The following is a 23,940-nucleotide window of genomic DNA, read 5'->3' as shown; positions in this document are numbered from 1 at the left end:
CCTTGGCACGCCTTTTCGGCACCGACGGCGTCCGAGGCCTGGCCAACGACGAGCTCACACCCGAGCTCGCGTTGCGCCTGGCCTCGGCCGCCGCGGTCGTTTTCGAGAAAGAAATCGCGGGCGGGCCGAATCCGGCCCGCCATGACCTGCGTCCGCGTGCGGTCGTCGGTCGCGATCCGCGCGCATCCGGTGAGATGCTCGAGGCCGCCGTCTGCGCAGGGCTGGCCGCCACCGGCGTCGACGCCATCCGCGTCGGAGTGGTACCCACCCCCGCCGTGGCGTTCCTGACCGCCGACTACGGCGCTGACTTCGGCGTGATGATCTCGGCGTCGCACAATCCCATGCCCGACAACGGCATCAAATTCTTCTCCGGCGGCGGGCACAAGCTCGAGGACGCGGTCGAGGACCGCATCGAGGCCGAAATGGCCGATGACGGCTTCGCCCGACCCATCGGCGCGGCTGTCGGCCGCATCCTCGACGCGCCCGACGCCGGCGATCGCTACCGCCGCCACCTGGCCGAAGCGATCGGACATCGTCTCGACGGGCTGACCGTTGTGGTCGACTGTGCGCATGGCGCCGCATCAGATCTCGCGCCGCAGGCCTACGCCGATGCCGGCGCGAACGTGATCGCGATCCACGCCGAGCCCGACGGGCTCAACATCAACGCCGACTGCGGCTCAACCCACATGGACAAACTGCAGGCCGCGGTGCTCGAACACGGCGCCGACCTCGGTGTGGCCCACGACGGCGACGCCGACCGCTGCCTCGCCGTCGACTCGACCGGCGAGATCGTCGACGGCGACGCCATCATGGCGATCCTGGCGACCGCGTTCAACGACCGTGGCCAGCTGCGCGACAACGTGCTGGTGACGACGGTGATGAGCAATCTCGGGCTGCACATCGCCATGCGTGAGGCCGGAATCACGTTGCGCACCACTGCCGTCGGCGACCGCTATGTGCTAGAGGAGTTGCGGCGGGGTGGCTATTCGCTCGGTGGTGAGCAGTCGGGGCACATCGTCGTCCCCGGTTCGGGCACGACCGGTGACGGAGTCCTCACCGGTCTGCTGCTGATGGAACAGATGGCGGCGACCGGTCGGCGCCTCGCCGATCTGTCGAGCATCTTGACGGTGCTGCCCCAGGAACTGATCAATGTGCGGGTTGCCGACAAACACGCGGTCGCACAGTCCTCGACCGTGAAGCAGTCGGTGCTCGATGCGGAGGCCGAACTCGGTGAGCAAGGCCGGGTCTTGTTGCGGCCATCCGGAACCGAACAGTTGGTCCGCGTCATGGTCGAGGCCGCCACCGCCGACACCGCGCGGTCGGTGGCCGAACGGATCGCCGGGGTCGTGGAAACCGCCGGCGCATGACAACCACGAAGGCCGTCCTCTTCGACTTCTCGGGCACCCTCTTCCGGTTCGAGGCCCGCGACGAGTGGTTCGCCGGTCTCCACGACGAGCGCGGCAACGACCTGCATCTCGACCATCAGGCCGACTTGATCCGTCGGATGACGCAGCCGGTGGGGATACCGTCGGTGCTCTCCGACGAGGACCGACTCGCTTGGCAGGAGAGGGATCTCGACCCGAGTCAGCATCGGCGCGCATATCTGGCGATGTTGCGCGCGTCCGGCCTGAGCGTGCCCGGCCATGCCGAACAGCTGTACGCGCGTGTCCTCGATCCGCACTCGTGGCGGATCTTCCCGGACACGGAGCGGGTGTTGCGCGGCCTGCGGGCGACCGGCGTCCCGGTCGGTGTCGTCAGCAACATCGCGTTCGACCTGCGTGAGGTCCTCGAACTACACGGGATCGCCGATCTGGTCGATGCCTATTCCTTGTCGTTCGAGGTCGGCGCCATCAAGCCGGATCCACGGATCTTTCACGCCGCGCTCGATCCGATCGGGGTGACACCCGGTGAGGCGTTGATGATCGGTGACAGCGAGGAGGCCGATGGCGGGTCACGCCGGCTCGGCTGTGCCTTCGCCCTCGTGCACGATGTTGCGCCGGCGCAGCGGCCGACGGCCCTGGTCGATGCGGTCACCGCCGGTGGCATAGATCTGCCGACCTGACGCCGGCGAGAGGGATCCGAAACCTGGCCGGAACCACTCCGAGCGCGTGCGCGTCTAAACTTCAACGCCAACGGGATGCGAGGGGGTCGGATGGTGGTCGACGCGTCGATGTCGGTCGATGCCGACGAGGTGCGCCGGGTGGTCGCGTTCTACCGTGACGCCGCGGAGATCGTCGGTGCGGCGGCGGAAGAGATCCGTGCCCACGAGCTCGGCACATGGGCGGTCGGGGGTCACTATCGCGAACTCGGCGAGCGCTACCGCGAGATGGGTGTGGTGATCGCGGACCGACTCGGTGAGCAGGCCAGGGCGGCGGACCGATTGTCGGATGCCTTGGCTCAGGGGATGTCGGTGCTCGTCGATGCCGACGAGGAGACGGTATGACCCGCTCGCCCGATTCGCTCGCCACGCTGCGCGACCAGGCTGTCGCGGGCATCGAAGATCTCGCCGATGTCCTGGCGCTCGGTGCGACGCTGGGTGCCGTGACTCGGCATCCCGACGAGGTTCACCCGCCGTTTCTGAAGGTCGGCGCCCTGGATCCGGACCGGATGGCCGCCGACAGCCGCAGGCTGGCGATCGCCCACCGTGCCGTGGCCGACCATCTACACCGTTTGCCCGAACAACAGGTGCGGCTCGGCCGCGGATGGACCGGCACGTCCGGTTCGCTGGCGGTCACCGCCGTCATCGATCACCAGCGCCGCGCAGAGTCCGACCTCCATGTCCTGCGGACGTTGGCCGAGGCGACCCGCGCGGCCTCGTCGGGCATCGATCAGCTGCTGCGCACCTGGTATCTCACCGTCGCGCGGCTCTCGGCGCCGCTGGTGGCCGGGGTTCCGGTGGCAGAGGTCCCCGCGGCAGTCCTCAGCGGGAAGCTGCCGTTGCAGGTCGTGGTCGCCGACATCGCCTCGCGCGCAACGCTCTACTTCACCTCGGCCGAGGCGACCGTCGCCGGTATCGACGCGATCCTCGAGCACCTCGACCGCGCGACGGCGGCGATGGACGTGGAGCCCTATCCGACCGCGCCATCCGCGCCGCCGGTCATCAGGACACCGATCACCGGCGACCGCCCGGAGGTGCCACCCGCGGCCGACCACGAGAGCACGTCGGTGCCGGCTCGCGAGTCCGACGCCGAGACGCAGCAGCCGTCGACCGGGAGTTCGGCCGGTACACACGACCGTCAGCCCGACGTCCCGCTGCAGCTGACCCCGACCGCCGGCCCCGACGACCCGGTCGCGCCCGATCACCGCGCGGCCGAACCGGACCCGGATCCGCAAGGCACGCAGGGGCGATCGCCGACGCCGCAGCACAACCATGAACCACCGGCGCCGACCGGAGACGCACCCACCGAGGATGCCGCGCTCTCCTCGCGCACCACCTCGTCGGCCCCGCCGGACTCCACACCACCGACGGAGTCATCCTCCACCGGTGACCTCGCCCTGGCAGGCGAGGAATGACCACACGGCGAACGGAGGTGCAGCCATCATGAATCTCGCAGATCAGATCGAGGCGATCGCCCGGCGCGCCACCGCACAGGTCGTCGACGCATCGAACACCTTTTCCACCACGCAGCAGCAATTGGCATCCGAGCTCGCCGAGCTCCGGGCCGAGAAAGCCACGCCCGAGGCGTACCTGCGCACTCGGTTGCAGCGCGACGCCGACGCCGCCGACGCGGCGACACCGAGGATTCTGCTACCGGCCGACGTGGCCGAGGCCAGTCCCCATGGATCGGCCGACGACGAATAGGCTGTCGGTGTGCCGGCAACAAAACCAGGGCAGACCACGTCAGCGCCGAGATCACGCTCCTCGAAATCATCGCGACCACCCGGCACCTTGATGTCGGAGTTGGGTCGTCGCGGACCCCATCGTGTCCTGCGCGGAGACCTCGGGATCGCGGGAATGCGCGGCCAGGTGTTCGCGCCGGAGCAGGGCCGTCGACTGCCCGCCCTCGCGGTCGGGCACACCTGGCTGGCCGACAGTCGCAGATACCGGGATCTGCTCTACCACTTGGCCTCCTGGGGGTTCGTCGCCGTCGCACCGGACGCCAACCGCGGATTCTTCGCCTCCGACGTCGGACTCGCCGCGGACCTGCGGGCAGCTCTGGACATCGTCGCGCACGTGCCCCTCGGCAACGGCGCGGTGACCGTCGACCCCGACCGCCTCGGTGTGATCGGACACGGTTTCGGGGCCTCGGCGGCGGTGATGGCCGCATCGGCTCAACCGTTACGCGGCCAGTCGGCGGTTGCGGTGGCCGGTGTTGTCGCCGTGTTCCCGGCGCCGACGACGTCGGCGCTGCTGCCGTCCGCCGGCCTGGTGAGCGCTCCCGGCCTCGTCGTGGCCGGTGCGGGCGAACTCGACACGGTGGACGCCAACGCCCTGCCGTTGGCGCAGGCCTACGGCGGTGATGTGGTGTTGCGCACTGTCAAGGCGACGAATCCGCGTGACCTCCTGGAGCGCCGAACGGTCAAGTCGCTGGTCGGTATGAACGGATCCGACCGTGCCCTGCACGCGGTGGTCCGTTCGGCATGTACCGGATTCCTGCTGCACACGGTCGGCGGCGATCCCGACTACCGGGGGTTCGCGGACGCCGATACCGAGCTGGCAAAACTGACCGTGATCGACCTCGACGACCCGCCGGTGCAGGCCGTCGACGCGGTATCGCACCTGCTGGGCGCCAAACCACGGAAGCGGCGGCGCAAGAAGCCCTGATTTCACAGGTACGCTGACTGACTATGTGTGGAATCGTCGGATACGTCGGTCAGCGCGACGCGCTGGGCATCGTTGTCGAGGCGCTGCGACGGATGGAATACCGCGGATATGACTCGGCGGGGGTCGCGATCCTCGACGGCAAGGGTGCGACCGCGGTCGAGAAGAAGGCCGGCCGGCTGGAGAACCTGGACAAGCAGATCGCGACGGTCGGCCCGGAGAGTCTCGCCGGAACGACCGGGATGGGCCACACCCGGTGGGCCACCCACGGCCAGCCCACCGACCGCAACGCCCACCCCCATCTGAGCACGGACGGGAAGATCGCCGTCGTCCACAACGGCATCATCGAGAACTACGCCGCCTTGCGTGGCGAACTCGAGGACATCGGCATCGAGTTCGCGTCGGACACCGACACCGAGACCGCCGTACACTTGCTCGAGGGCTACTACGCGTCGGGACCGACCGCCGGCGACTTCGTCTCCAGCGCCTACGCGGCGCTCCGTCGCCTCGAGGGTGCCTTCACCCTGCTGTTCACCCATTCCGATCACCCGGACACCATCGTCGCGGCACGGCGGTCCACCCCGCTGGTCGTCGGTGTGGGAGACGGCGAGATGTTCCTCGGTTCCGACGTCACCGCTTTCATCGAGCACACGCGTGACGCTGTGGAGCTCGGGCAGGACGAGGTCGTGGTGATCACCGCCGAGGACTACCGCATCACGGATTTCGACGGCGACCCCCGGGCCGGGAAGCCGTTCCACATCGACTGGGACCTCGCTGCCGCGGAGAAGGCCGGCTTCGACTTCTTCATGCTCAAGGAGATCGCCGAACAGCCGGCGGCCTTGGCCGACACGCTCCTGGGGCACCTCGAGGGCGGCCGCATCATTCTCGACGAGCAGCGGTTGACCGATGACGACCTGCGCGACATCGACAAGGTGTTCGTCGTGGCCTGCGGCACCGCGTATCACGCCGGCCTGCTCGCCAAGTACGCCATCGAGCACTGGACCCGTCTGCCGGTCGAGGTGGAACTCGCCAGTGAGTTCCGCTACCGCGACCCGGTTCTGGACCGTTCGACGCTGGTCGTCGCGATCTCGCAGTCGGGTGAAACCGCCGACACGCTCGAGGCGGTGCGGCACGCCAAGGACCAGAAGGCCCGGGTGCTGGCGATCTGCAATACGAACGGCGCGCAGATCCCGCGTGAGTCCGACGCCGTGCTGTACACCCATGCCGGCCCCGAGATCGGTGTCGCGTCCACGAAGTGCTTCCTCGCGCAGATCGTCGCGGCCTACCTCGTGGGGCTCGCACTCGCCCAGGCCCGCGGCACCAAGTACGCCGACGAGGTGGCACGGGAGTTCGCGGCGATGGAGGCCATGTCAGAGGCGGTCACCGAGGTGCTGGGCACCATGGCACCGGTCCAGGAACTGGCGCGCTCACTGGCCGAGCACAACACGGTGCTCTTCATCGGTCGTCATGTCGGCTATCCGGTGGCCCTCGAGGGTGCCCTCAAGCTCAAGGAACTCGCGTACATGCACGCGGAGGGTTTCGCAGCCGGTGAACTCAAGCACGGTCCGATCGCCCTGATCGAGGAGGGTCTGCCGGTGATCATCGTGATGCCGTCGGCCGACGGACGAGCCCTCTTGCACTCGAAGATGGTCAGCAACATCCGCGAGATCCAGGCGCGGGGCGCACGCACCATCGTGATCGCCGAGCAGGATGACACCTCCGCCGCGTCCGTCGCCGATCACTTCATCCCCATCCCCAAGACACCGACATTGCTGCAGCCCTTGGTGTCCACCGTTCCGTTGCAGGTGTTCGCCGCGACGGTCGCACAGGCCCGGGGCTACGACGTCGACAAACCGCGCAACCTGGCCAAGTCGGTCACGGTCGAGTAGGTCGCCCGCCATGCCGATCCGCTACCTCACCGCCGAGGCAGTCCGGCAGGCCGAACGCGCGACCGGGAACCTGCTGGCCAACGGCACACTCATGCGCCGTGCCTCGAACGGGGTCGCGCAGGTGGTGATCGCCGAGCTCCACCGGACCGGTGGGTGTTACGGACGCCAGGTCGGCCTGGTCGTCGGCGCCGGCGACAACGGCGGCGACGCCCTGTACGCCGGAGCCGCCCTGGAACGTCGCGGAGTGGCCTGCACGGCGGTTCTGCTCGAACCCGACAAAGCACACCCGGCCGGTCTGGCCGCCTTCCGCCGGGCCGGCGGCCGTCTCGTCGACGCGTTGCCGCCCGGGCTGGACATCGTGGTCGACGGTGTCGTCGGGATCGGCGGTCGCGGTCCGTTGCGCCCGGGGGCAGCGGAGGTGTTCGGGTCGCTGAGGTCGCCCGGCGACGGCGGTCCGCTGGTGGTGGCTGTCGACCTGCCGTCCGGTGTCGACGCCGACACCGGTCAGGTCCACGACCCGGCGGTGCGCGCGTCGATCACCGTGACCTTCGGCGTTGGGCGGAACGCTCATCTGCTGGCCGCGCCGCAGTGCGGCCGCATCGAGGTGATCGACATCGGCATCGAGCCGGCGGACATCGACGTGGCGGAGTCATTGGGTTCGCTGACCGACACCGAGGTGGGGCGGGTCTGGCCGGTACCCGGCCCCGCAGACGACAAATACACACAGGGCGTCGTCGGGGTGGTCGCCGGGTCCGCGCGGTACCCGGGCGCGGCGATCCTCGCCTCCGGCGCCGCGGTGAGCGCGACGTCGGGCATGACGCGGTACGTCGGCACCGCTGCCGCCGAAGTGGTCTCGCATTTTCCCGAGGTCGTGGCGGTGCAGTCCCTGGACGAGGCCGGGCGTGTGCAGGCATGGGTGACCGGCCCTGGGATGGGCACCGACGACACGGCGCTGCGCACACTGCGTACGATCCTGGCCACCGACCTGCCGGTGCTGGTCGACGCCGACGGACTGACCGTGGTGGCCGACCACCCGGAGCTGGTCGCCCAGCGCCGTGCGCCGACCCTGCTGACACCGCACGCGGGCGAGTTCGTCCGGTTGACGGGCCGGGAGATCGGCGCCGACCGGTTGGGTGCCGTGCGCGAACTCGCTCGACGGTGGCAGGTGTCGGTGCTGCTCAAGGGCCGGGTCACGCTGGTCGCCGACCCGGGTGGGGATGTGCTGGGCAACGACGCGGGGTCGTCGTGGGCGGCGACCGCCGGCGCCGGCGACGTCTTGTCGGGTGTCGCCGGCTCGCTTCTGGCGGCCGGTCTGGAGCCCCAGGTCGCGGGGGCCGCCGCGGCCCGAGTGCACGCACATGCGGCCACGCTGGCCGCCCGCGGTGCGCCGATCGGTGCGTTCGATCTCCTGTCGGCGGTACGGACCGCGGTTCGCGAGATCCGTCGATGACAACCACTCGCGCCGGTCTGGGACAATGGAGCCGATGACTTCATCTGCTCTGACCGCGACCATCGATCTCGATGCGATCGCCCACAACGTCGACGTCGTGCGCTCCGCGGCGCACGCCGAGGTGCTCGCCGTGGTGAAGGCGGACGCCTACGGTCATGGGGCCGTGCCGGTGGCGCGGGCTGCGCTCGCCGCAGGGGCCGCCGAACTCGGAGTGGCGCACATCACCGAGGCGCTGGCATTGCGGGAGGCCGGGGTCGACGCCCACATCACCGCGTGGCTGCACGCACCGAACGTCGATTTCGGTGCGGCGATCACCCATGACGTCGACATCGCGTTGTCCTCCGCACGTCAACTCGATACGGTCGTGGCAGCAGCCACCCGGCTCTCGACGACCGCCACGGTGACGGTCAAGGCCGACACGGGCCTCAATCGCAGCGGTGTCGCGGCAGACGAGTGGCCGGACTTCGCCGAATCGCTGGCCAAGGCGCACGCCGACGGTGCGGTGTCGGTGCGGGCGATCATGTGTCACCTCGCTCGAGGGGACGAACCGGATCACCCGCTCAACACTGAGCAGGCGCTTCGTCTCGACGCCGCCGCCGACGACCTGCGCCGGCTCGGCGCCGGTCCCGAGGTCGTGCACATCGCCAATTCGCCTGCTGCGCTGACGCGTCCGGACCTCGCTCGGGACCTCGTGCGGCCGGGCATCGCGCTGTACGGTCGCACGCCGGTACCCGATCGTGGCGACTTCGGTCTGATCCCGGCGATGACCCTGACCGCCCAGGTCGCCCTGATCAAGAAGCTGCCTGCCGGCCAAGGGGTTTCCTACGGTCACACGTGGGTCACCCCGGCCGACACGACGATCGCGGTGCTGCCCGCCGGCTATGCCGACGGTGTCCCACGCCTGCTGTCGGGTCGTTTCACCGTGTGGATCAACGGTCGTTCCTACCCCGGGGTGGGCCGGATCTGCATGGACCAGCTGGTCGTCGACCTCGGGCCCGACGGCGGGGGAGTACGCGAGGGGGACCGGGCAGAGTTGTTCGGCACCGGCCGCGACGGGGGCCCGACCGCCCGGGACTGGGCCGACACCATCGGCACCATCGACTACGAGATCGTCTCGGGCATAGGGCAACGCGCCACCCGGGAGTACGTGGGTGATGTCCATGGGTAACTCCGAGCGCCTCGGCTGGCTGGCCGGGATCACCGGTGTGGGTGCACTCGGCGCCGTGGCGGCGACCGGGGTCGCCCGCAACGCCGCCCGCCGGCGGACCACCGGATTGGTCGATCCCTTTGCCGGAGTGGATTTCACCACCATCTACGACGATCATGCGGTGACGGTGACGACCGATGACGGCCTCGACCTCGCAGTGCGCACGGTCGTCACGGGTCCGGCGGGCGTGGACCCGGGCACCGAGGATGTCGACCTCACCGTCGTCTTCGTGCACGGCTTCAGCCTCCGCATGGCGACCTGGCATTTTCAGCGCTACGCGCTGGCGCAGCATTGGGCCGACCGATCGATCCGGATGGTCTTCTTCGATCATCGTGGCCACGGTCGCAGCGATCCCGCGCCCGCCGCGACGTGCACGATCTCCCGACTCGCCGACGACATCGCCACGGTCATCCGGGCCACCGCACCCTCGGGACCGGTTGTCCTGCTGGGGCATTCGATGGGTGGCATGTCGCTGATGGGTCTCGCGCGACGCGATCCGGCGTTGTTCGGTCCCGACGGCCGCGTCACCGGAGTCGGACTGATCGCGACCGCGTCGCGAGGTGTCACCGAAGCCGGACTCGGTGTCGGGCTGACCAATCCGCTCCTCGACGCGTTCCGGCTGTCGGTCCGCCACGCCCCGTCGGTGGTGCGGGCCGGACGCGGGGTCACCCGACAAGTGCTCGAGCCCGTCCTGGTCGCGGCCAGTTTCGGCCCGGACTTCTACAGTCCCAACGCCGGTCGGGCGGTGGAGAAGATGATCCAGAACACGCCGATCGAGACCATCGTGAACTTCCTTCATGCCCTCGAGGACCATGACGAGTCGACGGCGCTGCCGATCCTGGCGCACTTGCCGTCGGTGGTGGTGTGCGGCAACCAGGACAGGTTGACGCCGCTGCCGAAATCGGTACGGATGTATGGGGAACTGGGTGCGGACTCCAGACTGGTGGTGGTCGACGGGGCGGGCCACATGGTCCCGATGGAGCGGCCGGACGTGGTCACCGAGGCGATCGCGGATCTCGTCGATCGGGCACGGGCGGCGTCCCCGCAGCCGCACCGGCGGTGGTGGCGGAAGTTGGTGCCACGGTGACCGAGACTGTGGCCGCGGGTATCGCCGGATCCCGCATCCTGCCCGACGTCGCCGACACCGAGGCGTTGGGTCGCGAGCTCGCCGCGGTGTTACAGGCCGGCGATCTGGTCATCCTCGACGGACCTCTCGGAGCAGGGAAGACCGCGATGACACGCGGTATCGCGGCGGGCCTCGACGTGGCCGGTCGGGTGTCGTCGCCGACGTTCATCATCGCGCGGGAGCACCGCGCGGCACGGCCCGGGCGGCCGGGCATGATTCACGTCGACGCCTACCGACTCGGTGGTCTCGAGGAACTCGATGCCCTGGATCTCGATTCCGACCTGACCGATTCGGTGATCGTGGTGGAGTGGGGCGAAGGTGTCGCCGAGCGACTCGCCGAGCGCCATCTGCGGGTGCGGTTGCGACGCGCGCCGGAATCCGAAGTCCGCCAAGCAGAGTGGGAATGGGTGGAGCACTGATGTACGTACTGGCCATCGACACGTCGACCGATGCGGTGGTGACCGGCGTCGCGCGGATGGATCGGGACGGCACTGCACGCCCGGAAGTGCTTGCCGACCAGGCGGTCTCGGACGGACGACGCCACGCCGAGGTGCTCACCACGTTGATCCGGGACGCACTCGAGGAGGCGTCGGTGCGCCGCAGCGACCTCGATGCCGTGGTCGTCGGCTGCGGGCCCGGCCCGTTCACCGGACTTCGGGTCGGGATGGCCACTGCGGCCGCGTTCGCCGACGCCCTGGACCTACCGGTGTACGGGGTGTGCTCGCTGGACGCGATCGTCGAGGAGGAACTCGCGGTGCGGGGGGATGTGGGATCGGTGCTCGTGGTCTCCGACGCCCGCCGCAGGGAGATCTATTGGGCCACCTACCGCGACGCGCATCGCATCAGCGGGCCGAACGTCACCGCCCCGGCACACGTGGTCGCCGATCTCGCCGAGACACCGATCGACCTGGTCCTCGGATCGCCCGCGCACACCGGACTCTTCGGCCGCCCGGTCGGCGGTACGACCGTGCCAACGGTCGCCGGGCTGGTGGGCGTCGCGGCGGTGGAGCTTGCCTCGGGCACCGCTCCGGGCGCCCTCGTGCCGATGTATCTGCGTCGCCCGGATGCGGTGGAACCCAAGCGCCGTCGCCCCGCCGAACGGGCCGGGGTGGTCCGATGACGACACCCGAGCTGCTCATCGACGACCTCGACTACCCGGACATCCCGCGCTGCGCCGAGCTGGAGAAGGAGATGTTCGAGGGCGATTCTCCCTGGCCCGCAAGTGCATTCCGTGCTGAGCTCAACGCCCCGTACAACCGGTACTTCGCTGCGCGGGAACGACCGGGGGGTGAGATCGTCGGGTATGCGGGCATCTCCACCCTCGGCCCGGTCGGTGCCCACGAATGTGAGGTCCACACGATCGCGGTGGCTCCATCACACCGTGGACGCGGCTTCGGACGTGCGCTGCTCGTGGCGATGCTCGAGGTTGCCGACGACTGCGGGGCGCCGGTGTTCCTCGAGGTGCGCACCGACAACGACACCGCGATCTCGCTCTACGAACGTCACGGGTTCGTGCGCTCCGGGATTCGTCGCAACTATTACCAGCCGTCGGGCGCCGACGCCTACACGATGATCCGGCCGGCCACGACGTCGGCACTGCAGTCCGGGGGCAACTCGTGATCGTGATGGGTATCGAGAGTTCATGTGACGAGACCGGTGTCGGCATCGTCCGGTGGGAACGCGACGGCGTCGGCGACGGCGGGCGGGGAACCGCCGCGTTGTTGGCCGACGAGGTGGCCTCCAGCGTCGACGAGCACGCGCGATTCGGGGGTGTGGTCCCGGAGATCGCGTCCCGGGCGCACCTGGAGGCCATCGTGCCGACCATGCAACGCGCCCGTGAGGCCGCCGGTGTCGACCGGCCGGACGCGATAGCGGTGACCATCGGTCCCGGTCTCGCCGGCGCCCTTCTCGTGGGGGTCGCGGCGGCGAAGGCGTACTCACTCGCCTGGGATGTGCCACTGTTCGCGATGAACCATCTCGGTGGTCATGTCGCGGTCGACACCCTCGAACACGGCCCGATGCCCGAATGTGTCGCCCTCCTCGTCTCCGGCGGCCACACCCACCTGCTGCACGTCACCGATCTCGCCGAGCCGATCACCGAACTCGGTACGACGGTCGACGACGCGGCCGGAGAGGCCTTCGACAAGGTGGCAAGGTTGCTCGACCTGGGCTTCCCGGGTGGTCCCGCGTTGGACCGGGCCGCAGCCCAGGGGGATCCGCGTGCGATCGCCTTCCCCCGGGGCATGACCGGCCCACGCGATGCCCGCTACGACTTCTCCTTCAGTGGCGTCAAGACCGCGGTCGCGCGTTACGTCGAGAAATGCGAGCGCGAGGGCGTCGACGTGCCCATACCCGATATCTCGGCGTCGTTCCAGGAGGCCGTCGCCGACGTCCTCACGATGAAGGCGATCCGCGCCTGCACCGATCTCGAGGTCGACACCCTGGTGCTCGGTGGTGGTGCGACCGCGAACTCCCGGATCCGTTCGCTCGCCCAAGAGCGCTGCGCCGCGGCCGGAATCACCCTGCGGGTGCCGAAACCCCGCCTGTGCACCGACAACGGAGTGATGATCGCGACCCTGGGTGCGCATGTCATCGGCGGGGGAGCGGCGCCGTCGCCGCTCACCGTCGCGACCGATCCGGGGATGTCGGTACAGGTCAGTCAGCTCTAGGACGACTCGGGTGCGACTTTTGCAGCCTCCGCCCTTGAGTGCTGGCACTCGCATGTATAGAGTGCTAGTCGGCACTGTGAGAAGCCTCGTTCACCCGCGACGGCGAGGATTCGGTCAGGGCCATGAACGTGCACAATTTCGATTCATCGTTCAACAACTCAGTACGAAAGTTGAGGAACCACATCGTGGCGAGCGTGAACATCAAGCCGCTTGAGGACAAGATCCTGGTGCAGGCCGTGGAGGCAGAGACGACCACCGCGTCCGGTCTGGTCATCCCGGACACCGCCAAGGAGAAGCCGCAGGAAGGCACCGTCATCGCGGTCGGCGAAGGTCGGGTTACCGAGCAGGGCAACCGCGTCCCGGTCGACGTCAAAGAAGGCGACACCGTCATCTACAGCAAGTACGGCGGCACCGAGATCAAGTACGCCGGTGAGGAGTACCTGATCCTGTCGGCACGCGACGTGCTGGCCGTCATCGGCAAGTAAGACCCACGACTTCTCGTGTGTCTGTCCGCCCCGGTGCCCTCGTCGGGCCCCGGGGCGGTGCCATTTCTCCACTGCTCTCCCGCACTGTGAAAGAGACCCATGCCCAAACAGATTGAATTCGACGATGTAGCGCGCCGCGCACTCGAGCGCGGCATCAATCAACTCGCCGACACCGTGAAGGTCACCCTCGGGCCGCGTGGCCGGCACGTCGTGCTGGCGAAGGCCTTCGGTGGGCCGAACGTCACCAACGACGGTGTGACCATCGCCCGCGACGTCGACCTCGAGGATCCGTTCGAGAACCTCGGCGCCCAGCTGGTGAAGTCCGTGGCCACCAAGACCAACGATGTCGCAGGTGACGGCACCACCACCGCGACCGTCCTGGCTCAGGCGATGGTCACCGCCGGCCTGCGCAACGTGACCGCCGGTGCCAACCCCATCGCGCTCGGGATCGGCATCGGCAAGGCGGCGGACGCGATCAGCGAAGAACTGCTGCGTGTCGCCACCCCGGTCGACGGCGAGAAGGCGATCGCCCAGGTCGCCACCGTGTCGTCACGTGACGAGGAAGTCGGGACCATGGTCGGCAAGGCCATGACCCGTGTCGGGGTCGACGGTGTGGTCACCGTCGAAGAGGGCTCCGGCCTGTCCACCGACCTCGACATCACCGAGGGCGTCCAGTTCGACAAGGGCTATCTGTCCCCGTACTTCGTCACCGATGCCGACAGCCAGGAGGCTGTGCTCGAGGACGCGCTTGTGCTGCTCTATCGCGACAAGATCAGCTCGCTGCCGGACTTCCTGCCGCTGCTGGAGAAGGTCGCCGGCGCCGGCAAGGCGCTGCTCATCGTCGCCGAAGACGTCGAGGGCGAACCGCTCTCGACGCTGGTCGTCAACTCGATTCGTAAGACCATCAAGGCCGTCGCCGTGAAGGCGCCGTTCTTCGGTGACCGCCGCAAGGCGTTCCTGGAGGATCTGGCCGTGGTCACCGGCGGAACCGTCATCTCCTCCGACATCGGGCTGACCCTCGCCGAGGCCGACCTCGACCTGCTCGGCTCGGTGCGTCGGGTGGTGGTCACCAAGGACCTGACGACGATCGTCGAGGGCGCAGGAACCTCCGAGGACATCGCCAAGCGTTCGGACCAGCTGCGCCGGGAGATCGAGGCCAGCGATTCCGACTGGGACCGTGAGAAGCTCGCCGAGCGGCTCGCGAAGCTGGCCGGCGGCGTCGCGGTGATCCGCGTCGGTGCCGCCACCGAGACTGCGCTCAAGGAGCGCAAGCACCGCGTCGAGGACGCGGTGGCGGCGGCGAAGGCTGCGGTCGAGGAGGGCATCATCACCGGGGGCGGGTCGGCGCTCGTGCAGGCCTCGAAGGTCCTCGACGCGGTTGCCGCCGATCTGTCCGACGATGAGGCGCTCGGCGTGCGCGTGGTGCGCGACGCACTGCGTGCGCCGCTGTACTGGATCGCCGGCAACTCCGGTGTCGACGGTGCTGTCGTCGTGGCCCGGGTGGCCGAGTCCGAGCACGGTCAGGGCTTCAACGCGGCAACGCTGACCTACGGCGACCTGCTCGCCGACGGGATCATCGATCCCGTCAAGGTGACCCGGTCGGCCGTGGTGAACGCGGCGTCGGTGGCGCGGATGGTGCTCACCACCGAGACCGCGATCGTCGACCGGCCCGAAGAGGCTCCGGCCCACGGCCACGGACACGGTCACGCGCACTGACGCCTGACCACCCGAGGTCCCGACACACAATGGGGGCATCGATCCGGATGGATCGATGCCCCCATTGGCGTCGAAGCGTTTCTTGCGGTCGAGACCCTCTAGCTGGCGATACGGCGGCCGACGCCGCGTTTCATCAGCATGCTGCGCTCGGATTCCGAGAGACCGCCCCAGATTCCGTACGGTTCGGCCACGGCCAGAGCATGTTCGCGGCACTGGGCGATCACCGGGCACTGATGGCACATCTCTTTCGCGCGCCGTTCCCGCTGGGCGCGGGCCCGTCCGCGCTCGCCGTCAGGATGAAAGAACATCGATGAGTCCACACCGCGGCACAGACCCTCCATTTGCCAATCCCAGATGTCGGCGTTCGGACCAGGGAGATGATTGGGCTGAGGCATGACAGCGAACTCCTTGTCGTCAGAGTGTGGCACTCGTATTCAGCGGCGCATTCACACAGTAGGCAAGCAAAAGAAATCGAGTCAATCCCGCCAAATGCAGGGTCAACGATGGTGAAATTTCCGAAATTGTTAACGCTGCGTTGACTATGGAACGGCGAGTACCATACGTCCCGAGAGTGATGCGTGTGGCCCCTCCGGAGGTGATCGTAGTGCCCGTTGACCTGCAAGTTTCGTTGCGCGAGGTGGCATTTCGGGGCTCGTTTCGCCGCGTGACAGCAGCGTGACACCACAACGGTCGATTAACACCACGGAAACGCCACGATTATTCGGGCGTGATGTGCAGCGCGGATTAATGTTTGTGACGGCAGGTTAAATTCAGGAAAACTGGAACAGGTTACACTCGTTTCGGCGGGCTGCCACGGAGTCGAAAAATAGGGTTTGAAATGGGGGAATGTACGCGCGGGTATGTGCTGTGGGCGCGTGCCGTCGAACAGGGAGGCATGGGTCACACTGCGGCCGCATTCACGGTATTGGACGCTGTCGTGAGGCTCGGGGCGGCCGTCGACGACGCACCCCTTGTCTCGCTCGCTCTGTCGACACGGGCGTCGCTGTTGCGGCAGGCGGGTCGCCACACCGACGCGGCAGCGTTCGACGGACGGGCATTGGCATTGCTCGGGTGCGCCCGGCCGGGGCGGACGCCGGTGGAGCGGGCGGCGATCCTGGACGGGCTCGTCGGTCTGGCCGCCGATCATCTCGGGCAGCTTCGCCTCGGGTCGAGCGCTCGACTGCTGACCCGTGCCCGCGCGCTGGTGGTGGTAGATGAGGACGATTGGCTCGGTGGACGGCGGCCCGCACTGCGGATCGAGTGGGTCTCGGCCGAGTTGGCGATCTATTCCGGCGACCCGGCGGGCGCCGCGGCGCATGCGCAGGCAGGAACACGGTTGGCTCTTGTCGACGGGACCCCTGAGCGACACCGGGTCAAGACCGCGCTGATCGCCGCTGCGGCCGTGGCCGCCGGTGGGGAGGGACGGCGAGCCGCCGAACTCGCGACAGAGGTCACCGAGCGCGCTCAGGGTGCGGGGCTGCTGCCGCTGTCGTGGGCCTCCCTGGCATTGCGGGTCGGTCTGGATCCCGGCGACCGCCGGCTGGCCGAGAATTTGGCCCGGACGCGGGCCGAACTGGTCCGCCGAGGTGTTCCGTTCCCGTGGGTGCCGGTGGGTGATCGGTCTGTGGCCGGAGGTGGATAAGGTGACGGTGGTACACGGCGCACTGGCAACACCACCACACACATGTAACACGGGGATCTCAGCTGACGATGAAACTGACGGGTGTTGAGCTGGACGAGGCTGTCCGTGCCGCAGGGCAGGGCGATCGTGCCGCGCTCACGTCAGTTCTCGAGAGTGTGCAGGACGCGATCCTGCGCTACTGCCGAGGGCGAATTGGAGTCGGAGAGCGCCATCTGTTCTCCGCCGACGATATCGCGCAGGAGGCGTTGATGGCGGTGATGACAGCGCTGCCCCGGTACCAGGACCAGGGCAGGCCGTTCATGGCCTTCGTGTACGGCATTGCCGCACACAAGGTCGCCGACGCGATGCGGGTGGCCGGCCGGGTCAAGGCAGATCCGGTGGAGACACTCCCGGAGACCGGGACATTCGCCGGTGGCCCGGAGCAGATGGCTCTCGACGCCGATGCGAGCCGGCGGATGCGGGCGCTGCTCACGATCCTGCCCGAGCGGCAGCGAGAGGTCCTGGTCCTCCGATTGGTCGTCGGACTGTCGGCCGAGGAGACCGCGGACGCGATCGGCAGCACGCCCGGTGCGGTGCGGGTGGCCCAACACCGCGCACTGGCGAAATTGAAAGACACACTGAGGAAGGCAGGTGAGGTCGATGAGCGACGAGCGTGACCCTGCCGAGGTCGGTTGGGATCTGAACCAGCCGATCGACATGACCTCTGTACATGTCGACGACGATTTCATCGAGGCGCTGTCGCAGGATCATCCGGTGCCGACGCGCGACGACGCCGAGTATCAGCTCGCCGAGCTCATGTCGGGCTGGCGGCACGAGGTCCTCGAGACGCCGATGCCGGACCTGCCCACGGTCGACGAGGTGGAGGCGGCGATCGCCGCCACCGAGCGTGTGCAGCGGGGTCGCGGAGTCGTCCGTCATCTGAGGGTGGCGTCAGGCGTCGCGGCGATCGTCGTGATCGCGGGTGCCGGATTGACCGTGCTCGCCGAGGGTTCGTCTCCCGGGGATCCGCTGTGGGGCGTCAAACGTGTCGTGTTCTCCGAGGCCGCGAGCCAGACGCAGGCCGCAATGGATGTGCAGTCGAACCTCGAGAAGGCCGAGGCCGCGATGGCCGGTGGCGACACGGCGCAGGCTGCCGAGCTGATCGCCAAGGCGCAGAAGGATCTCGACCCGGTCCGTGACTCCGCGACCCGGGATCGCATGAACGAGTGGATCAAGCGGCTGGAGGCCGATGCCAGTTCGGCGAAGTCGTCCTCCGCGGCCTCATCGTCCGCCTCATCCAAGGCGCCGGCCGCCGGTTCGAGCACCGATCAGAGTACGGGCCCGAGCACGCCTCCCCGGGACCTGCGTCGCGAGACCGGTGGCGGTTCGGTCACGGTGACCGTACCGACCTCGCAGAACCCCAATCCGACGCAGGGCACGCCGAATCCTCCCGACGACACGACCGGTCAGACCGGCACCGACAACACCGGTACGTCGCAGCCACAGGAGCCGGCTCCGCCGACCGTGACGACCACGACTCCGACGCCGACGTCGTCTCCGGCCGACCTTCCCGTGCCGTCGGGTGGACAGGGCGCGCCGGATCTGTCGACCACGACCACGCCTGCGCCTGCCGGCTGGTTCTGGTGACGTCGATCGTCGATACCTCAGGACATCTCGGTCTCTGAGGTGTCTGTGCTACCGCGCCCGCGGCTCAGCGTTCGTCGTCGATGTGGCTGCGCGCATCCGCGTAGCCGCGGCAGTAATCCCACGTGACATAGGAATCGGGCCGTGGATCGACGGCCGGCTCATGAGGTCGCACGGTTCCGTCGATCAACAGCTGCAGGAGGTTGGCTCGCAGCATGTCCCAATCGTGGTAATGGTCTTCGTGACAGTCCTCACACACGACGACGAGGCCGCGGATGCCGCGATGTGCGAGCAGCGCCTCGTACACCGCCAGGTCGGCGAGGTCCTCCTCTACCGCCATCCGCTCGTTCTCGTCGAGCGGGATCCCTGGCTCGACCGAGTCCAGCGCCGATGCCGGGTCGCTGGGATCATCGGCGAAGGGGTCGGGCGGCAAGCCGGGGGGAAGGTGGTCACGCACACTTCCACGGTAACGGATCCACCGGCCTCGGTGGCGTGAGGACTCCACAGGCCGCGTGGTTCGCCCGGTGTGCCCGACGGCACGGTGCGGGGTGAGCCCGAACACTGCACGGGTGCCGATACCATGGAGAGATGACGCACGTTCGCACCGGTGGAGATGACCCCGGCAAGGTCGCGATGCTCGGCCTGACCTTCGACGACGTCCTGTTGCTGCCCTCGGCTTCCGACGTCATTCCCAGTGACGCGGACACGTCGTCCCGGGTCACCAAGAACATCACGCTCAAGGTGCCCCTGGTCAGTTCGGCGATGGACACGGTCACCGAGGCACGGATGGCGATCGCCATGGCCCGTGCCGGCGGGATGGGTGTGCTGCACCGCAACCTGTCGATCGAGGATCAGGCAGGTCAGGTCGAGACAGTGAAACGGTCGGAAGCCGGCATGGTCACCGACCCGGTGACCTGCTCGCCGACCAACACGCTGGCCGAGGTGGACACCATGTGTGCCCGCTACCGCATCTCCGGGCTGCCGGTGGTCGACGCGACCGGCGAGCTCGTCGGCATCATCACCAACCGTGACATGCGGTTCGAGGTGGACCAGTCGCGACCGGTCTCCGAGGTGATGACCAAGGCTCCGCTGATCACCGCACAGGAAGGTGTCTCCGCCGAGGCCGCGTTGGGTCTGCTGCGCCGCAACAAGGTGGAGAAGCTGCCGATCGTCGACGGCAACGGGAAGCTGACGGGTCTGATCACCGTCAAGGACTTCGTCAAGACCGAGCAGCATCCGCTGGCGACCAAGGACGCCGACGGCCGGTTGCTGGTCGGTGCGGCGGTGGGAACCGGTGACCCGCAATGGGATCGTGCGATGGCGCTGGCCGACGCCGGTGCCGACGTGATCATCGTGGACACCGCGCACGCGCATAACCGGCTCGTGCTGGACATGGTGGCGAAACTCAAGGCCGAGGTGGGGGACCGTGCCCAGATCGTCGGCGGCAATGTCGCCACTCGTGAGGCGGCCCTGGCTCTCGTCGAGGCAGGGGCGGACGCCGTCAAGGTCGGCGTCGGTCCCGGCTCGATCTGTACCACCCGGGTCGTCGCCGGTGTCGGAGCGCCGCAGATCACCGCGATCATGGAGGCCGTGGCGGTGTGCAAGCAGCACGACGTGCCGGTGATCGCCGACGGCGGACTGCAGTACTCCGGTGACATCGCCAAGGCTCTGGCCGCGGGGGCGTCGACGGCGATGCTCGGATCGCTGCTCGCCGGCACCGCCGAAGCGCCCGGCGAATTGATCCTGGTGAACGGCAAGCAGTTCAAGAGCTACCGCGGCATGGGGTCGCTCGGCGCGATGCAGGGCCGCGGTCAGGCGAAGTCCTACTCCAAGGACCGCTACTTCCAGGACGACGTCCTCAAAGAGGAGAAGCTCGTTCCCGAGGGCATCGAAGGCCGCGTCCCGTTCCGTGGACCGCTCGCACAGGTGATCCACCAGCTCGTCGGTGGCCTGCGCGCAGCGATGGGATACACCGGGTCGACGTCGATCACCGATCTCCACCAGGCGCGGTTCGTCCAGATCACCGCGGCAGGTCTCAAAGAATCGCATCCGCACGACATCACGCTCACCGCCGAGGCACCCAACTACTATTCCCGCTGAAGCTCGTTCGGTCCCCGACCACATCGGGTCGGGGTCGATCGGCGAACTCCTTCGCGTAGCAGAAAGGCGCAACGGTGCGTGACCTTGTGGACATCGGTATGGGGCGTACGGCCCGCCGGACGTTCGAACTCGATGACATCAGCATCGTGCCGTCCCGTCGGACGCGATCGTCCAAGGATGTCTCGACGGCCTGGCAGATCGATGCCTACCGGTTCAGCTCGCCGATCCTGAGCCATCCGACCGACGCGCTGGTGTCCCCGGCGACAGCCATCGAACTGGGCAGGCTCGGCGCGCTCGGCGTGATCAACGGCGAGGGCCTGTGGGCGCGGCACCGCGACGTCGACGACAAGCTCGTCGAGCTGGCATCGGTCGCGGCGGAGAGCCCCGATCCCTTCGCGGCAGTTCGGCTGCTGCAGCAACTGCATTCGGCGCCGTTGGACCCCGCCCTGCTCGGCGCGGCGGTCGCTGCCGTGCGCGACGCCGGGGTCACCACCGCCGTGCGCGTGAGTCCGCAACACGCTCCGGAACTGACGCCGGCCCTGCTGGAGGCGGGTGTCGAGATCCTCGTCGTGCACGGCACCATCATCTCGGCCGAGCATGTCGCCCAGACCGACGCCGACGGGGTGGCGCGAGAGCCACTGAACCTCAAGACGTTCATCGCGGAGTTGGACGTGCCGGTGATCGCCGGTGGTGTGCACGACCATCGCACCGCGCTTCATCTCATGCGTACCGGTGCTGCCGGTGTGATCGTCGGGTATGGCTCGGCCGCCGGTGCGACCACGACCGGCGAGGTGCTCGGTATCGGGGTGCCGATGGCGACCGCGATCGCCGACGCGGCCGCCGCGCGTCGCGAATATCTCGACGAGACCGGCGGACGATATGTGCACGTCATCGCCGACGGTGACATCCACACCTCCGGCGACCTCGCGAAGGCGATCGCCTGTGGGGCCGACGCCGCGGTGCTCGGCACGCCGCTCGCCGCCTCGGCCGAGGCGCCGGGTCGCGGGTGGTACTGGCCGTCGGCCGCCGCACATCCGGACACGCCGCGGGGCGCGCTGCTGCAGGTCGCCACCGAGCAGAACCGACCGAGTCTGCAATGTGTGCTGAACGGACCGTCCCAGGATCCCTTCGGTGAGCTGAATCTGGTCGGCGCACTTCGTCGTTCGATGGCCAAGGCCGGCTACAGTGACCTCAAGGAGTTCCAGAAGGTCGGCCTGTCGCTGCACGCCTGACATCGCAGTGCACACCCACGCTTCCGTGACCTGCGTTCGTCCCCCGGGTATCGCCAGACCCTCCACAAGCCCATGGGGGAGATGACGATACCCGGGGGACGAACCCGGTAGTGGGTCAGTCCAGTCCGCGGGCGATGAGTGTCTCGGCGAACCCGTCCGCGGTGCGCAGTGCGGCGATCACCACGGGTGCCACCAGAATCCTTGCGCCGGGCCGTAATCCGCGGGCCTTGCGGGCTTCGTCGACCTGACCGACGACGTCGACCATCAGTGGGATCGACCGGATGGCCAGTGCGAGGGTGAGCGCGATGAGGTCGGTGCGCACCCCGAAGCGACGAAGTGGGCCCAGCGCACCGACGATGGCGTCGAGCACGGCAGATGTGCGAGTCGTCAACGAGACCGCCGCGGCCAGTGCGACCGACGCCGCGAGCACCGCGCACACCACCAGTGCGCGTTGCCAATCGGTGAAGATCACCTGAAAGACGCCGACGAACAGCAGCACCCACAGCACCGGCCGCAACTGTCGCCAGGCCTCGCGAGGACCGATGCCGCCCAACGCGAACACCCCTGCCACACCGGCGGCGAGCACACCGACCGCCGCCGGGGTGCGCACGGTGAAGCTGATGGCCAGGATCGCCGCGCCTAGTGAGAGCAGCTTGACACCCGCGGGCAGCCGGTGCAGCAGTGAATGGCCCGGGCGGTAGACGCCGAGCGCGGTCACGCCATCAGCTCGCGGTAGGCGGCGACGGCCGCGGCGGGCGTGTCGTCGGCGACCACACGTCCGTCGTCGAGCACGATGACCCGGTCGTAGTCGGTGACCATGTCGAGGTCATGGGTGAGCACGATCAGTTGTTCGTCGAGTCCGGCGAACACCCGTTGCAGCATCAGGCTGTTGCGGAGATCGAGCAACGTCGTGGGTTCGTCGGCGACCAGCACCGACGGACCCGTGACCATCACCGATGCCAGTGCGAGTAGTTGTTTCTGGCCACCCGAGAGGCGATGCGCGGGATGGTCGGCGTGATCTGCGAGACCGAACTGGGCCAAGACCTCCGCGGCCCTGGCCCGACGCTCCACGCGGTCGGACACAGTCCGGGTCAGGGACAGTTCGATGTCCTCGGCGACCGTCGGCATGATGATCTGTCGGTCCGGGTCACTGAAGATGAAACCGACCTCGCGTCGGACCTTCCGTTTCTCCCGGGTGGCATCGATTCCGTTGACGATCACCGACCCCTGATCGGGTGTGACCAGGGCGTTGATCATCCGGGCCAGCGTCGACTTTCCGCTCCCGTTGGCGCCGATGATGCCGATGCGCCGTTCGGTCAGCTCGAGGTCGATGTCGCGCAACACCACCCGGTCGTCGAACGCATGCCCGACAGCCCGGAACACGATCATGGGGCGCACTGGATCACCGACGGGCCGATCAGTGGATGCGGCGCAGCCGGATCGGCGTGATCAATCCGGGGTAGGCGCGGTGGACCTGCGACGCGACCAGAGCGGTCACCACCGCCTTCGCGATGTCACCGGGGATGTAGGTGCCGTTGGTGGAGATCGCCGCCCAGAGCGTGAGGTCGGTGCGCAACAGCAGCCCGACGATCCCGCACGCGTAGATCACCACCATGCCACCGACGATGTTGATGACGATGCCCCAGAGGATCCGGTACTTCGGCATCATCAGCGCGGTGGCCAGGCCGATCACGACGACCGCAGGCAGGAATCCGACGAAGAAGCCGGCGGTGGGCGACGACAGCGCCACGAGGCCGCTGCGACCGCCGGCGAGGATCGGTAGGCCGGCGATCGCCAGGACGGCGAAGATCACCACGGCAAGCGTGCCCTTGCGCGGCCCGAGGATCGCGCCGGCGAGCATCACACCCAGGGTCTGCAGGGTGATGGGTACACCCGACGACCCGATGGTGATGGTGCCGGGCAGACCGAGCGCGGCGATGAGGGCCGCGAACACCGCGGCCTGCGTGAGATCGGCCACCGAGAGCGAGAATCGCCGCGACGACGTGCGGTGGTCGGTGGTCTCGGACATGCACAGCATT

At 68.4% G+C, this 23,940-nt stretch carries 26 protein-coding genes; 21 read left to right on the top strand and 5 right to left on the bottom strand.

Going from position 1 to position 23,940, the window contains the following annotated elements:
- Window positions 1-2 precede the first annotated feature (2 nt).
- From glmM to groL, 16 genes are all read left to right on the top strand, one after another.
- The gene (gene glmM, locus AC4AMJ_RS15240) at window positions 3-1,367 is read left to right on the top strand and encodes a phosphoglucosamine mutase (RefSeq protein ID WP_489900310.1); all 1,365 of its coding nucleotides are present in this window, start codon (window positions 3-5) and stop codon (window positions 1,365-1,367) included.
- Window positions 1,364-2,062, top strand: a complete 699-nt coding sequence (locus AC4AMJ_RS15235) for an HAD family hydrolase (protein ID WP_489900311.1) — start codon at window positions 1,364-1,366, stop codon at window positions 2,060-2,062. The genes glmM and AC4AMJ_RS15235 overlap by 4 nt, the downstream gene beginning before the upstream one ends.
- A 90-nt stretch (window positions 2,063-2,152) precedes the next feature.
- On the top strand, window positions 2,153-2,443 hold the full coding sequence (locus tag AC4AMJ_RS15230) for a hypothetical protein (RefSeq protein WP_489900312.1): 291 nt from the start codon (window positions 2,153-2,155) through the stop codon (window positions 2,441-2,443).
- Complete coding sequence (locus AC4AMJ_RS15225) at window positions 2,440-3,513, top strand: hypothetical protein (protein ID WP_489913090.1); 1,074 nt, start codon at window positions 2,440-2,442, stop codon at window positions 3,511-3,513. Before AC4AMJ_RS15230 ends, AC4AMJ_RS15225 begins: the two co-directional genes overlap by 4 nt.
- A gap of 28 nt (window positions 3,514-3,541) precedes the next feature.
- Window positions 3,542-3,802: a hypothetical protein gene (locus AC4AMJ_RS15220; RefSeq protein WP_489913088.1), complete on the top strand. Its 261-nt coding sequence runs from the start codon at window positions 3,542-3,544 to the stop codon at window positions 3,800-3,802.
- 90 nt (window positions 3,803-3,892) lie between these two features.
- Window positions 3,893-4,765, top strand: a complete 873-nt coding sequence (locus AC4AMJ_RS15215; protein WP_489913086.1) for a dienelactone hydrolase family protein — start codon at window positions 3,893-3,895, stop codon at window positions 4,763-4,765.
- 23 nt (window positions 4,766-4,788) lie between these two features.
- Window positions 4,789-6,651 carry a glutamine--fructose-6-phosphate transaminase (isomerizing) gene (gene glmS / locus AC4AMJ_RS15210; protein WP_489913084.1) on the top strand — a complete coding sequence of 621 codons (1,863 nt, stop codon included), beginning with the start codon at window positions 4,789-4,791 and terminating at the stop codon, window positions 6,649-6,651.
- A 10-nt stretch (window positions 6,652-6,661) separates the two neighbouring features.
- Window positions 6,662-8,101: an NAD(P)H-hydrate dehydratase gene (locus tag AC4AMJ_RS15205; RefSeq protein WP_489913082.1), complete on the top strand. Its 1,440-nt coding sequence runs from the start codon at window positions 6,662-6,664 to the stop codon at window positions 8,099-8,101.
- Window positions 8,102-8,135: 34 nt separating this feature from the next.
- The gene (gene alr, locus AC4AMJ_RS15200; protein ID WP_489913080.1) at window positions 8,136-9,269 is read left to right on the top strand and encodes an alanine racemase; all 1,134 of its coding nucleotides are present in this window, start codon (window positions 8,136-8,138) and stop codon (window positions 9,267-9,269) included.
- Window positions 9,262-10,395, top strand: a complete 1,134-nt coding sequence (locus tag AC4AMJ_RS15195; protein WP_489913078.1) for an alpha/beta fold hydrolase — start codon at window positions 9,262-9,264, stop codon at window positions 10,393-10,395. Before alr ends, AC4AMJ_RS15195 begins: the two co-directional genes overlap by 8 nt.
- Window positions 10,392-10,853 carry a tRNA (adenosine(37)-N6)-threonylcarbamoyltransferase complex ATPase subunit type 1 TsaE gene (gene tsaE, locus AC4AMJ_RS15190; RefSeq protein ID WP_489900321.1) on the top strand — a complete coding sequence of 154 codons (462 nt, stop codon included), beginning with the start codon at window positions 10,392-10,394 and terminating at the stop codon, window positions 10,851-10,853. The genes AC4AMJ_RS15195 and tsaE overlap by 4 nt, the downstream gene beginning before the upstream one ends.
- Window positions 10,838-11,554 (top strand): tRNA (adenosine(37)-N6)-threonylcarbamoyltransferase complex dimerization subunit type 1 TsaB, encoded by a 717-nt coding sequence (tsaB, locus tag AC4AMJ_RS15185; protein ID WP_489913076.1) that lies wholly within the window; start codon window positions 10,838-10,840, stop codon window positions 11,552-11,554. Before tsaE ends, tsaB begins: the two co-directional genes overlap by 16 nt.
- Entirely contained in the window at window positions 11,551-12,054 is a 504-nt protein-coding gene (gene rimI, locus AC4AMJ_RS15180; protein ID WP_489900323.1) for a ribosomal protein S18-alanine N-acetyltransferase, read from the top strand. The genes tsaB and rimI overlap by 4 nt, the downstream gene beginning before the upstream one ends.
- Window positions 12,051-13,103: a tRNA (adenosine(37)-N6)-threonylcarbamoyltransferase complex transferase subunit TsaD gene (tsaD, locus tag AC4AMJ_RS15175; RefSeq protein ID WP_489913074.1), complete on the top strand. Its 1,053-nt coding sequence runs from the start codon at window positions 12,051-12,053 to the stop codon at window positions 13,101-13,103. Before rimI ends, tsaD begins: the two co-directional genes overlap by 4 nt.
- A 185-nt stretch (window positions 13,104-13,288) precedes the next feature.
- Window positions 13,289-13,588, top strand: a complete 300-nt coding sequence (groES, locus tag AC4AMJ_RS15170; protein WP_006334733.1) for a co-chaperone GroES — start codon at window positions 13,289-13,291, stop codon at window positions 13,586-13,588.
- Between the two features lie 99 nt (window positions 13,589-13,687).
- Window positions 13,688-15,304: a chaperonin GroEL gene (groL, locus tag AC4AMJ_RS15165; RefSeq protein WP_489900325.1), complete on the top strand. Its 1,617-nt coding sequence runs from the start codon at window positions 13,688-13,690 to the stop codon at window positions 15,302-15,304.
- A gap of 98 nt (window positions 15,305-15,402) precedes the next feature.
- On the opposite strand, the gene AC4AMJ_RS15160 is transcribed toward groL, so the two are convergent.
- Window positions 15,403-15,699 (bottom strand): WhiB family transcriptional regulator, encoded by a 297-nt coding sequence (locus AC4AMJ_RS15160; protein WP_489900327.1) that lies wholly within the window; start codon window positions 15,697-15,699, stop codon window positions 15,403-15,405.
- A gap of 500 nt (window positions 15,700-16,199) precedes the next feature.
- Here AC4AMJ_RS15160 and AC4AMJ_RS15155 point away from each other — a divergent pair, with 500 nt between their 5' ends.
- The 3 genes from AC4AMJ_RS15155 to AC4AMJ_RS15145 all read left to right on the top strand — a co-directional run bounded on the left by AC4AMJ_RS15155 (window position 16,200) and on the right by AC4AMJ_RS15145 (window position 18,572).
- The gene (locus tag AC4AMJ_RS15155; RefSeq protein ID WP_489900328.1) at window positions 16,200-16,946 is read left to right on the top strand and encodes a hypothetical protein; all 747 of its coding nucleotides are present in this window, start codon (window positions 16,200-16,202) and stop codon (window positions 16,944-16,946) included.
- Window positions 16,947-17,014: 68 nt separating this feature from the next.
- The gene (gene shbA / locus AC4AMJ_RS15150; protein WP_489900329.1) at window positions 17,015-17,602 is read left to right on the top strand and encodes an RNA polymerase sigma factor ShbA; all 588 of its coding nucleotides are present in this window, start codon (window positions 17,015-17,017) and stop codon (window positions 17,600-17,602) included.
- Window positions 17,586-18,572, top strand: coding sequence for an anti-sigma-D factor RsdA (locus tag AC4AMJ_RS15145; protein ID WP_489900330.1), 987 nt, complete (start codon window positions 17,586-17,588; stop codon window positions 18,570-18,572). The genes shbA and AC4AMJ_RS15145 overlap by 17 nt, the downstream gene beginning before the upstream one ends.
- 64 nt (window positions 18,573-18,636) lie before the next feature.
- On the opposite strand, the gene AC4AMJ_RS15140 is transcribed toward AC4AMJ_RS15145, so the two are convergent.
- On the bottom strand, window positions 18,637-19,026 hold the full coding sequence (locus tag AC4AMJ_RS15140; protein WP_489900331.1) for a DUF5319 domain-containing protein: 390 nt from the start codon (window positions 19,024-19,026) through the stop codon (window positions 18,637-18,639).
- 131 nt (window positions 19,027-19,157) lie between these two features.
- On the opposite strand from AC4AMJ_RS15140, the gene guaB reads away from it, so the two are divergent.
- Both guaB and AC4AMJ_RS15130 read left to right on the top strand, forming a co-directional pair.
- Window positions 19,158-20,669, top strand: a complete 1,512-nt coding sequence (gene guaB / locus AC4AMJ_RS15135) for an IMP dehydrogenase (RefSeq protein ID WP_489900333.1) — start codon at window positions 19,158-19,160, stop codon at window positions 20,667-20,669.
- A gap of 74 nt (window positions 20,670-20,743) precedes the next feature.
- Window positions 20,744-21,901 (top strand): GuaB3 family IMP dehydrogenase-related protein, encoded by a 1,158-nt coding sequence (locus tag AC4AMJ_RS15130; RefSeq protein ID WP_489900335.1) that lies wholly within the window; start codon window positions 20,744-20,746, stop codon window positions 21,899-21,901.
- A 115-nt stretch (window positions 21,902-22,016) separates the two neighbouring features.
- On the opposite strand, the gene AC4AMJ_RS15125 is transcribed toward AC4AMJ_RS15130, so the two are convergent.
- The 3 genes from AC4AMJ_RS15125 to AC4AMJ_RS15115 are packed head-to-tail and all read right to left on the bottom strand — an operon-like array spanning window position 22,017 to window position 23,930.
- On the bottom strand, window positions 22,017-22,619 hold the full coding sequence (locus AC4AMJ_RS15125; RefSeq protein ID WP_489913072.1) for an energy-coupling factor transporter transmembrane component T family protein: 603 nt from the start codon (window positions 22,617-22,619) through the stop codon (window positions 22,017-22,019).
- Window positions 22,616-23,290, bottom strand: coding sequence for an energy-coupling factor ABC transporter ATP-binding protein (locus AC4AMJ_RS15120; protein ID WP_489900338.1), 675 nt, complete (start codon window positions 23,288-23,290; stop codon window positions 22,616-22,618). The genes AC4AMJ_RS15125 and AC4AMJ_RS15120 overlap by 4 nt, the downstream gene beginning before the upstream one ends.
- Before the next feature lie 28 nt (window positions 23,291-23,318).
- Window positions 23,319-23,930 (bottom strand): biotin transporter BioY, encoded by a 612-nt coding sequence (locus tag AC4AMJ_RS15115; protein WP_489900340.1) that lies wholly within the window; start codon window positions 23,928-23,930, stop codon window positions 23,319-23,321.
- Window positions 23,931-23,940 lie beyond the last annotated feature (10 nt).

The sequence above is a fragment of the Gordonia sp. LMA484 genome, assembly GCF_058129505.1.
This window is presented reverse-complemented; position numbering and strand designations above follow the sequence as displayed.

Excerpts from the sequence above, each read along its gene's own strand:
- AC4AMJ_RS15235 (WP_489900311.1), top strand. The coding sequence starts at position 1,364 with ATGACAACCACGAAGGCCGTCCTCTTCGACTTCTCGGGCACCCTCTTC.
- AC4AMJ_RS15230 (WP_489900312.1), top strand. The coding sequence starts at position 2,153 with ATGGTGGTCGACGCGTCGATGTCGGTCGATGCCGACGAGGTGCGCCGG.
- AC4AMJ_RS15225 (WP_489913090.1), top strand. The coding sequence starts at position 2,440 with ATGACCCGCTCGCCCGATTCGCTCGCCACGCTGCGCGACCAGGCTGTC.
- AC4AMJ_RS15220 (WP_489913088.1), top strand. The coding sequence starts at position 3,542 with ATGAATCTCGCAGATCAGATCGAGGCGATCGCCCGGCGCGCCACCGCA.
- AC4AMJ_RS15215 (WP_489913086.1), top strand. The coding sequence starts at position 3,893 with ATGTCGGAGTTGGGTCGTCGCGGACCCCATCGTGTCCTGCGCGGAGAC.
- glmS (WP_489913084.1), top strand. The coding sequence starts at position 4,789 with ATGTGTGGAATCGTCGGATACGTCGGTCAGCGCGACGCGCTGGGCATC.
- AC4AMJ_RS15205 (WP_489913082.1), top strand. The coding sequence starts at position 6,662 with ATGCCGATCCGCTACCTCACCGCCGAGGCAGTCCGGCAGGCCGAACGC.
- alr (WP_489913080.1), top strand. The coding sequence starts at position 8,136 with ATGACTTCATCTGCTCTGACCGCGACCATCGATCTCGATGCGATCGCC.
- AC4AMJ_RS15195 (WP_489913078.1), top strand. The coding sequence starts at position 9,262 with ATGGGTAACTCCGAGCGCCTCGGCTGGCTGGCCGGGATCACCGGTGTG.
- tsaB (WP_489913076.1), top strand. The coding sequence starts at position 10,838 with ATGGGTGGAGCACTGATGTACGTACTGGCCATCGACACGTCGACCGAT.
- rimI (WP_489900323.1), top strand. The coding sequence starts at position 11,551 with ATGACGACACCCGAGCTGCTCATCGACGACCTCGACTACCCGGACATC.
- groL (WP_489900325.1), top strand. The coding sequence starts at position 13,688 with ATGCCCAAACAGATTGAATTCGACGATGTAGCGCGCCGCGCACTCGAG.
- AC4AMJ_RS15160 (WP_489900327.1), bottom strand. The coding sequence starts at position 15,699 with ATGCCTCAGCCCAATCATCTCCCTGGTCCGAACGCCGACATCTGGGAT.
- AC4AMJ_RS15155 (WP_489900328.1), top strand. The coding sequence starts at position 16,200 with ATGGGTCACACTGCGGCCGCATTCACGGTATTGGACGCTGTCGTGAGG.
- shbA (WP_489900329.1), top strand. The coding sequence starts at position 17,015 with ATGAAACTGACGGGTGTTGAGCTGGACGAGGCTGTCCGTGCCGCAGGG.
- AC4AMJ_RS15145 (WP_489900330.1), top strand. The coding sequence starts at position 17,586 with ATGAGCGACGAGCGTGACCCTGCCGAGGTCGGTTGGGATCTGAACCAG.
- guaB (WP_489900333.1), top strand. The coding sequence starts at position 19,158 with ATGACGCACGTTCGCACCGGTGGAGATGACCCCGGCAAGGTCGCGATG.
- AC4AMJ_RS15120 (WP_489900338.1), bottom strand. The coding sequence starts at position 23,290 with ATGATCGTGTTCCGGGCTGTCGGGCATGCGTTCGACGACCGGGTGGTG.
- AC4AMJ_RS15115 (WP_489900340.1), bottom strand. The coding sequence starts at position 23,930 with ATGTCCGAGACCACCGACCACCGCACGTCGTCGCGGCGATTCTCGCTC.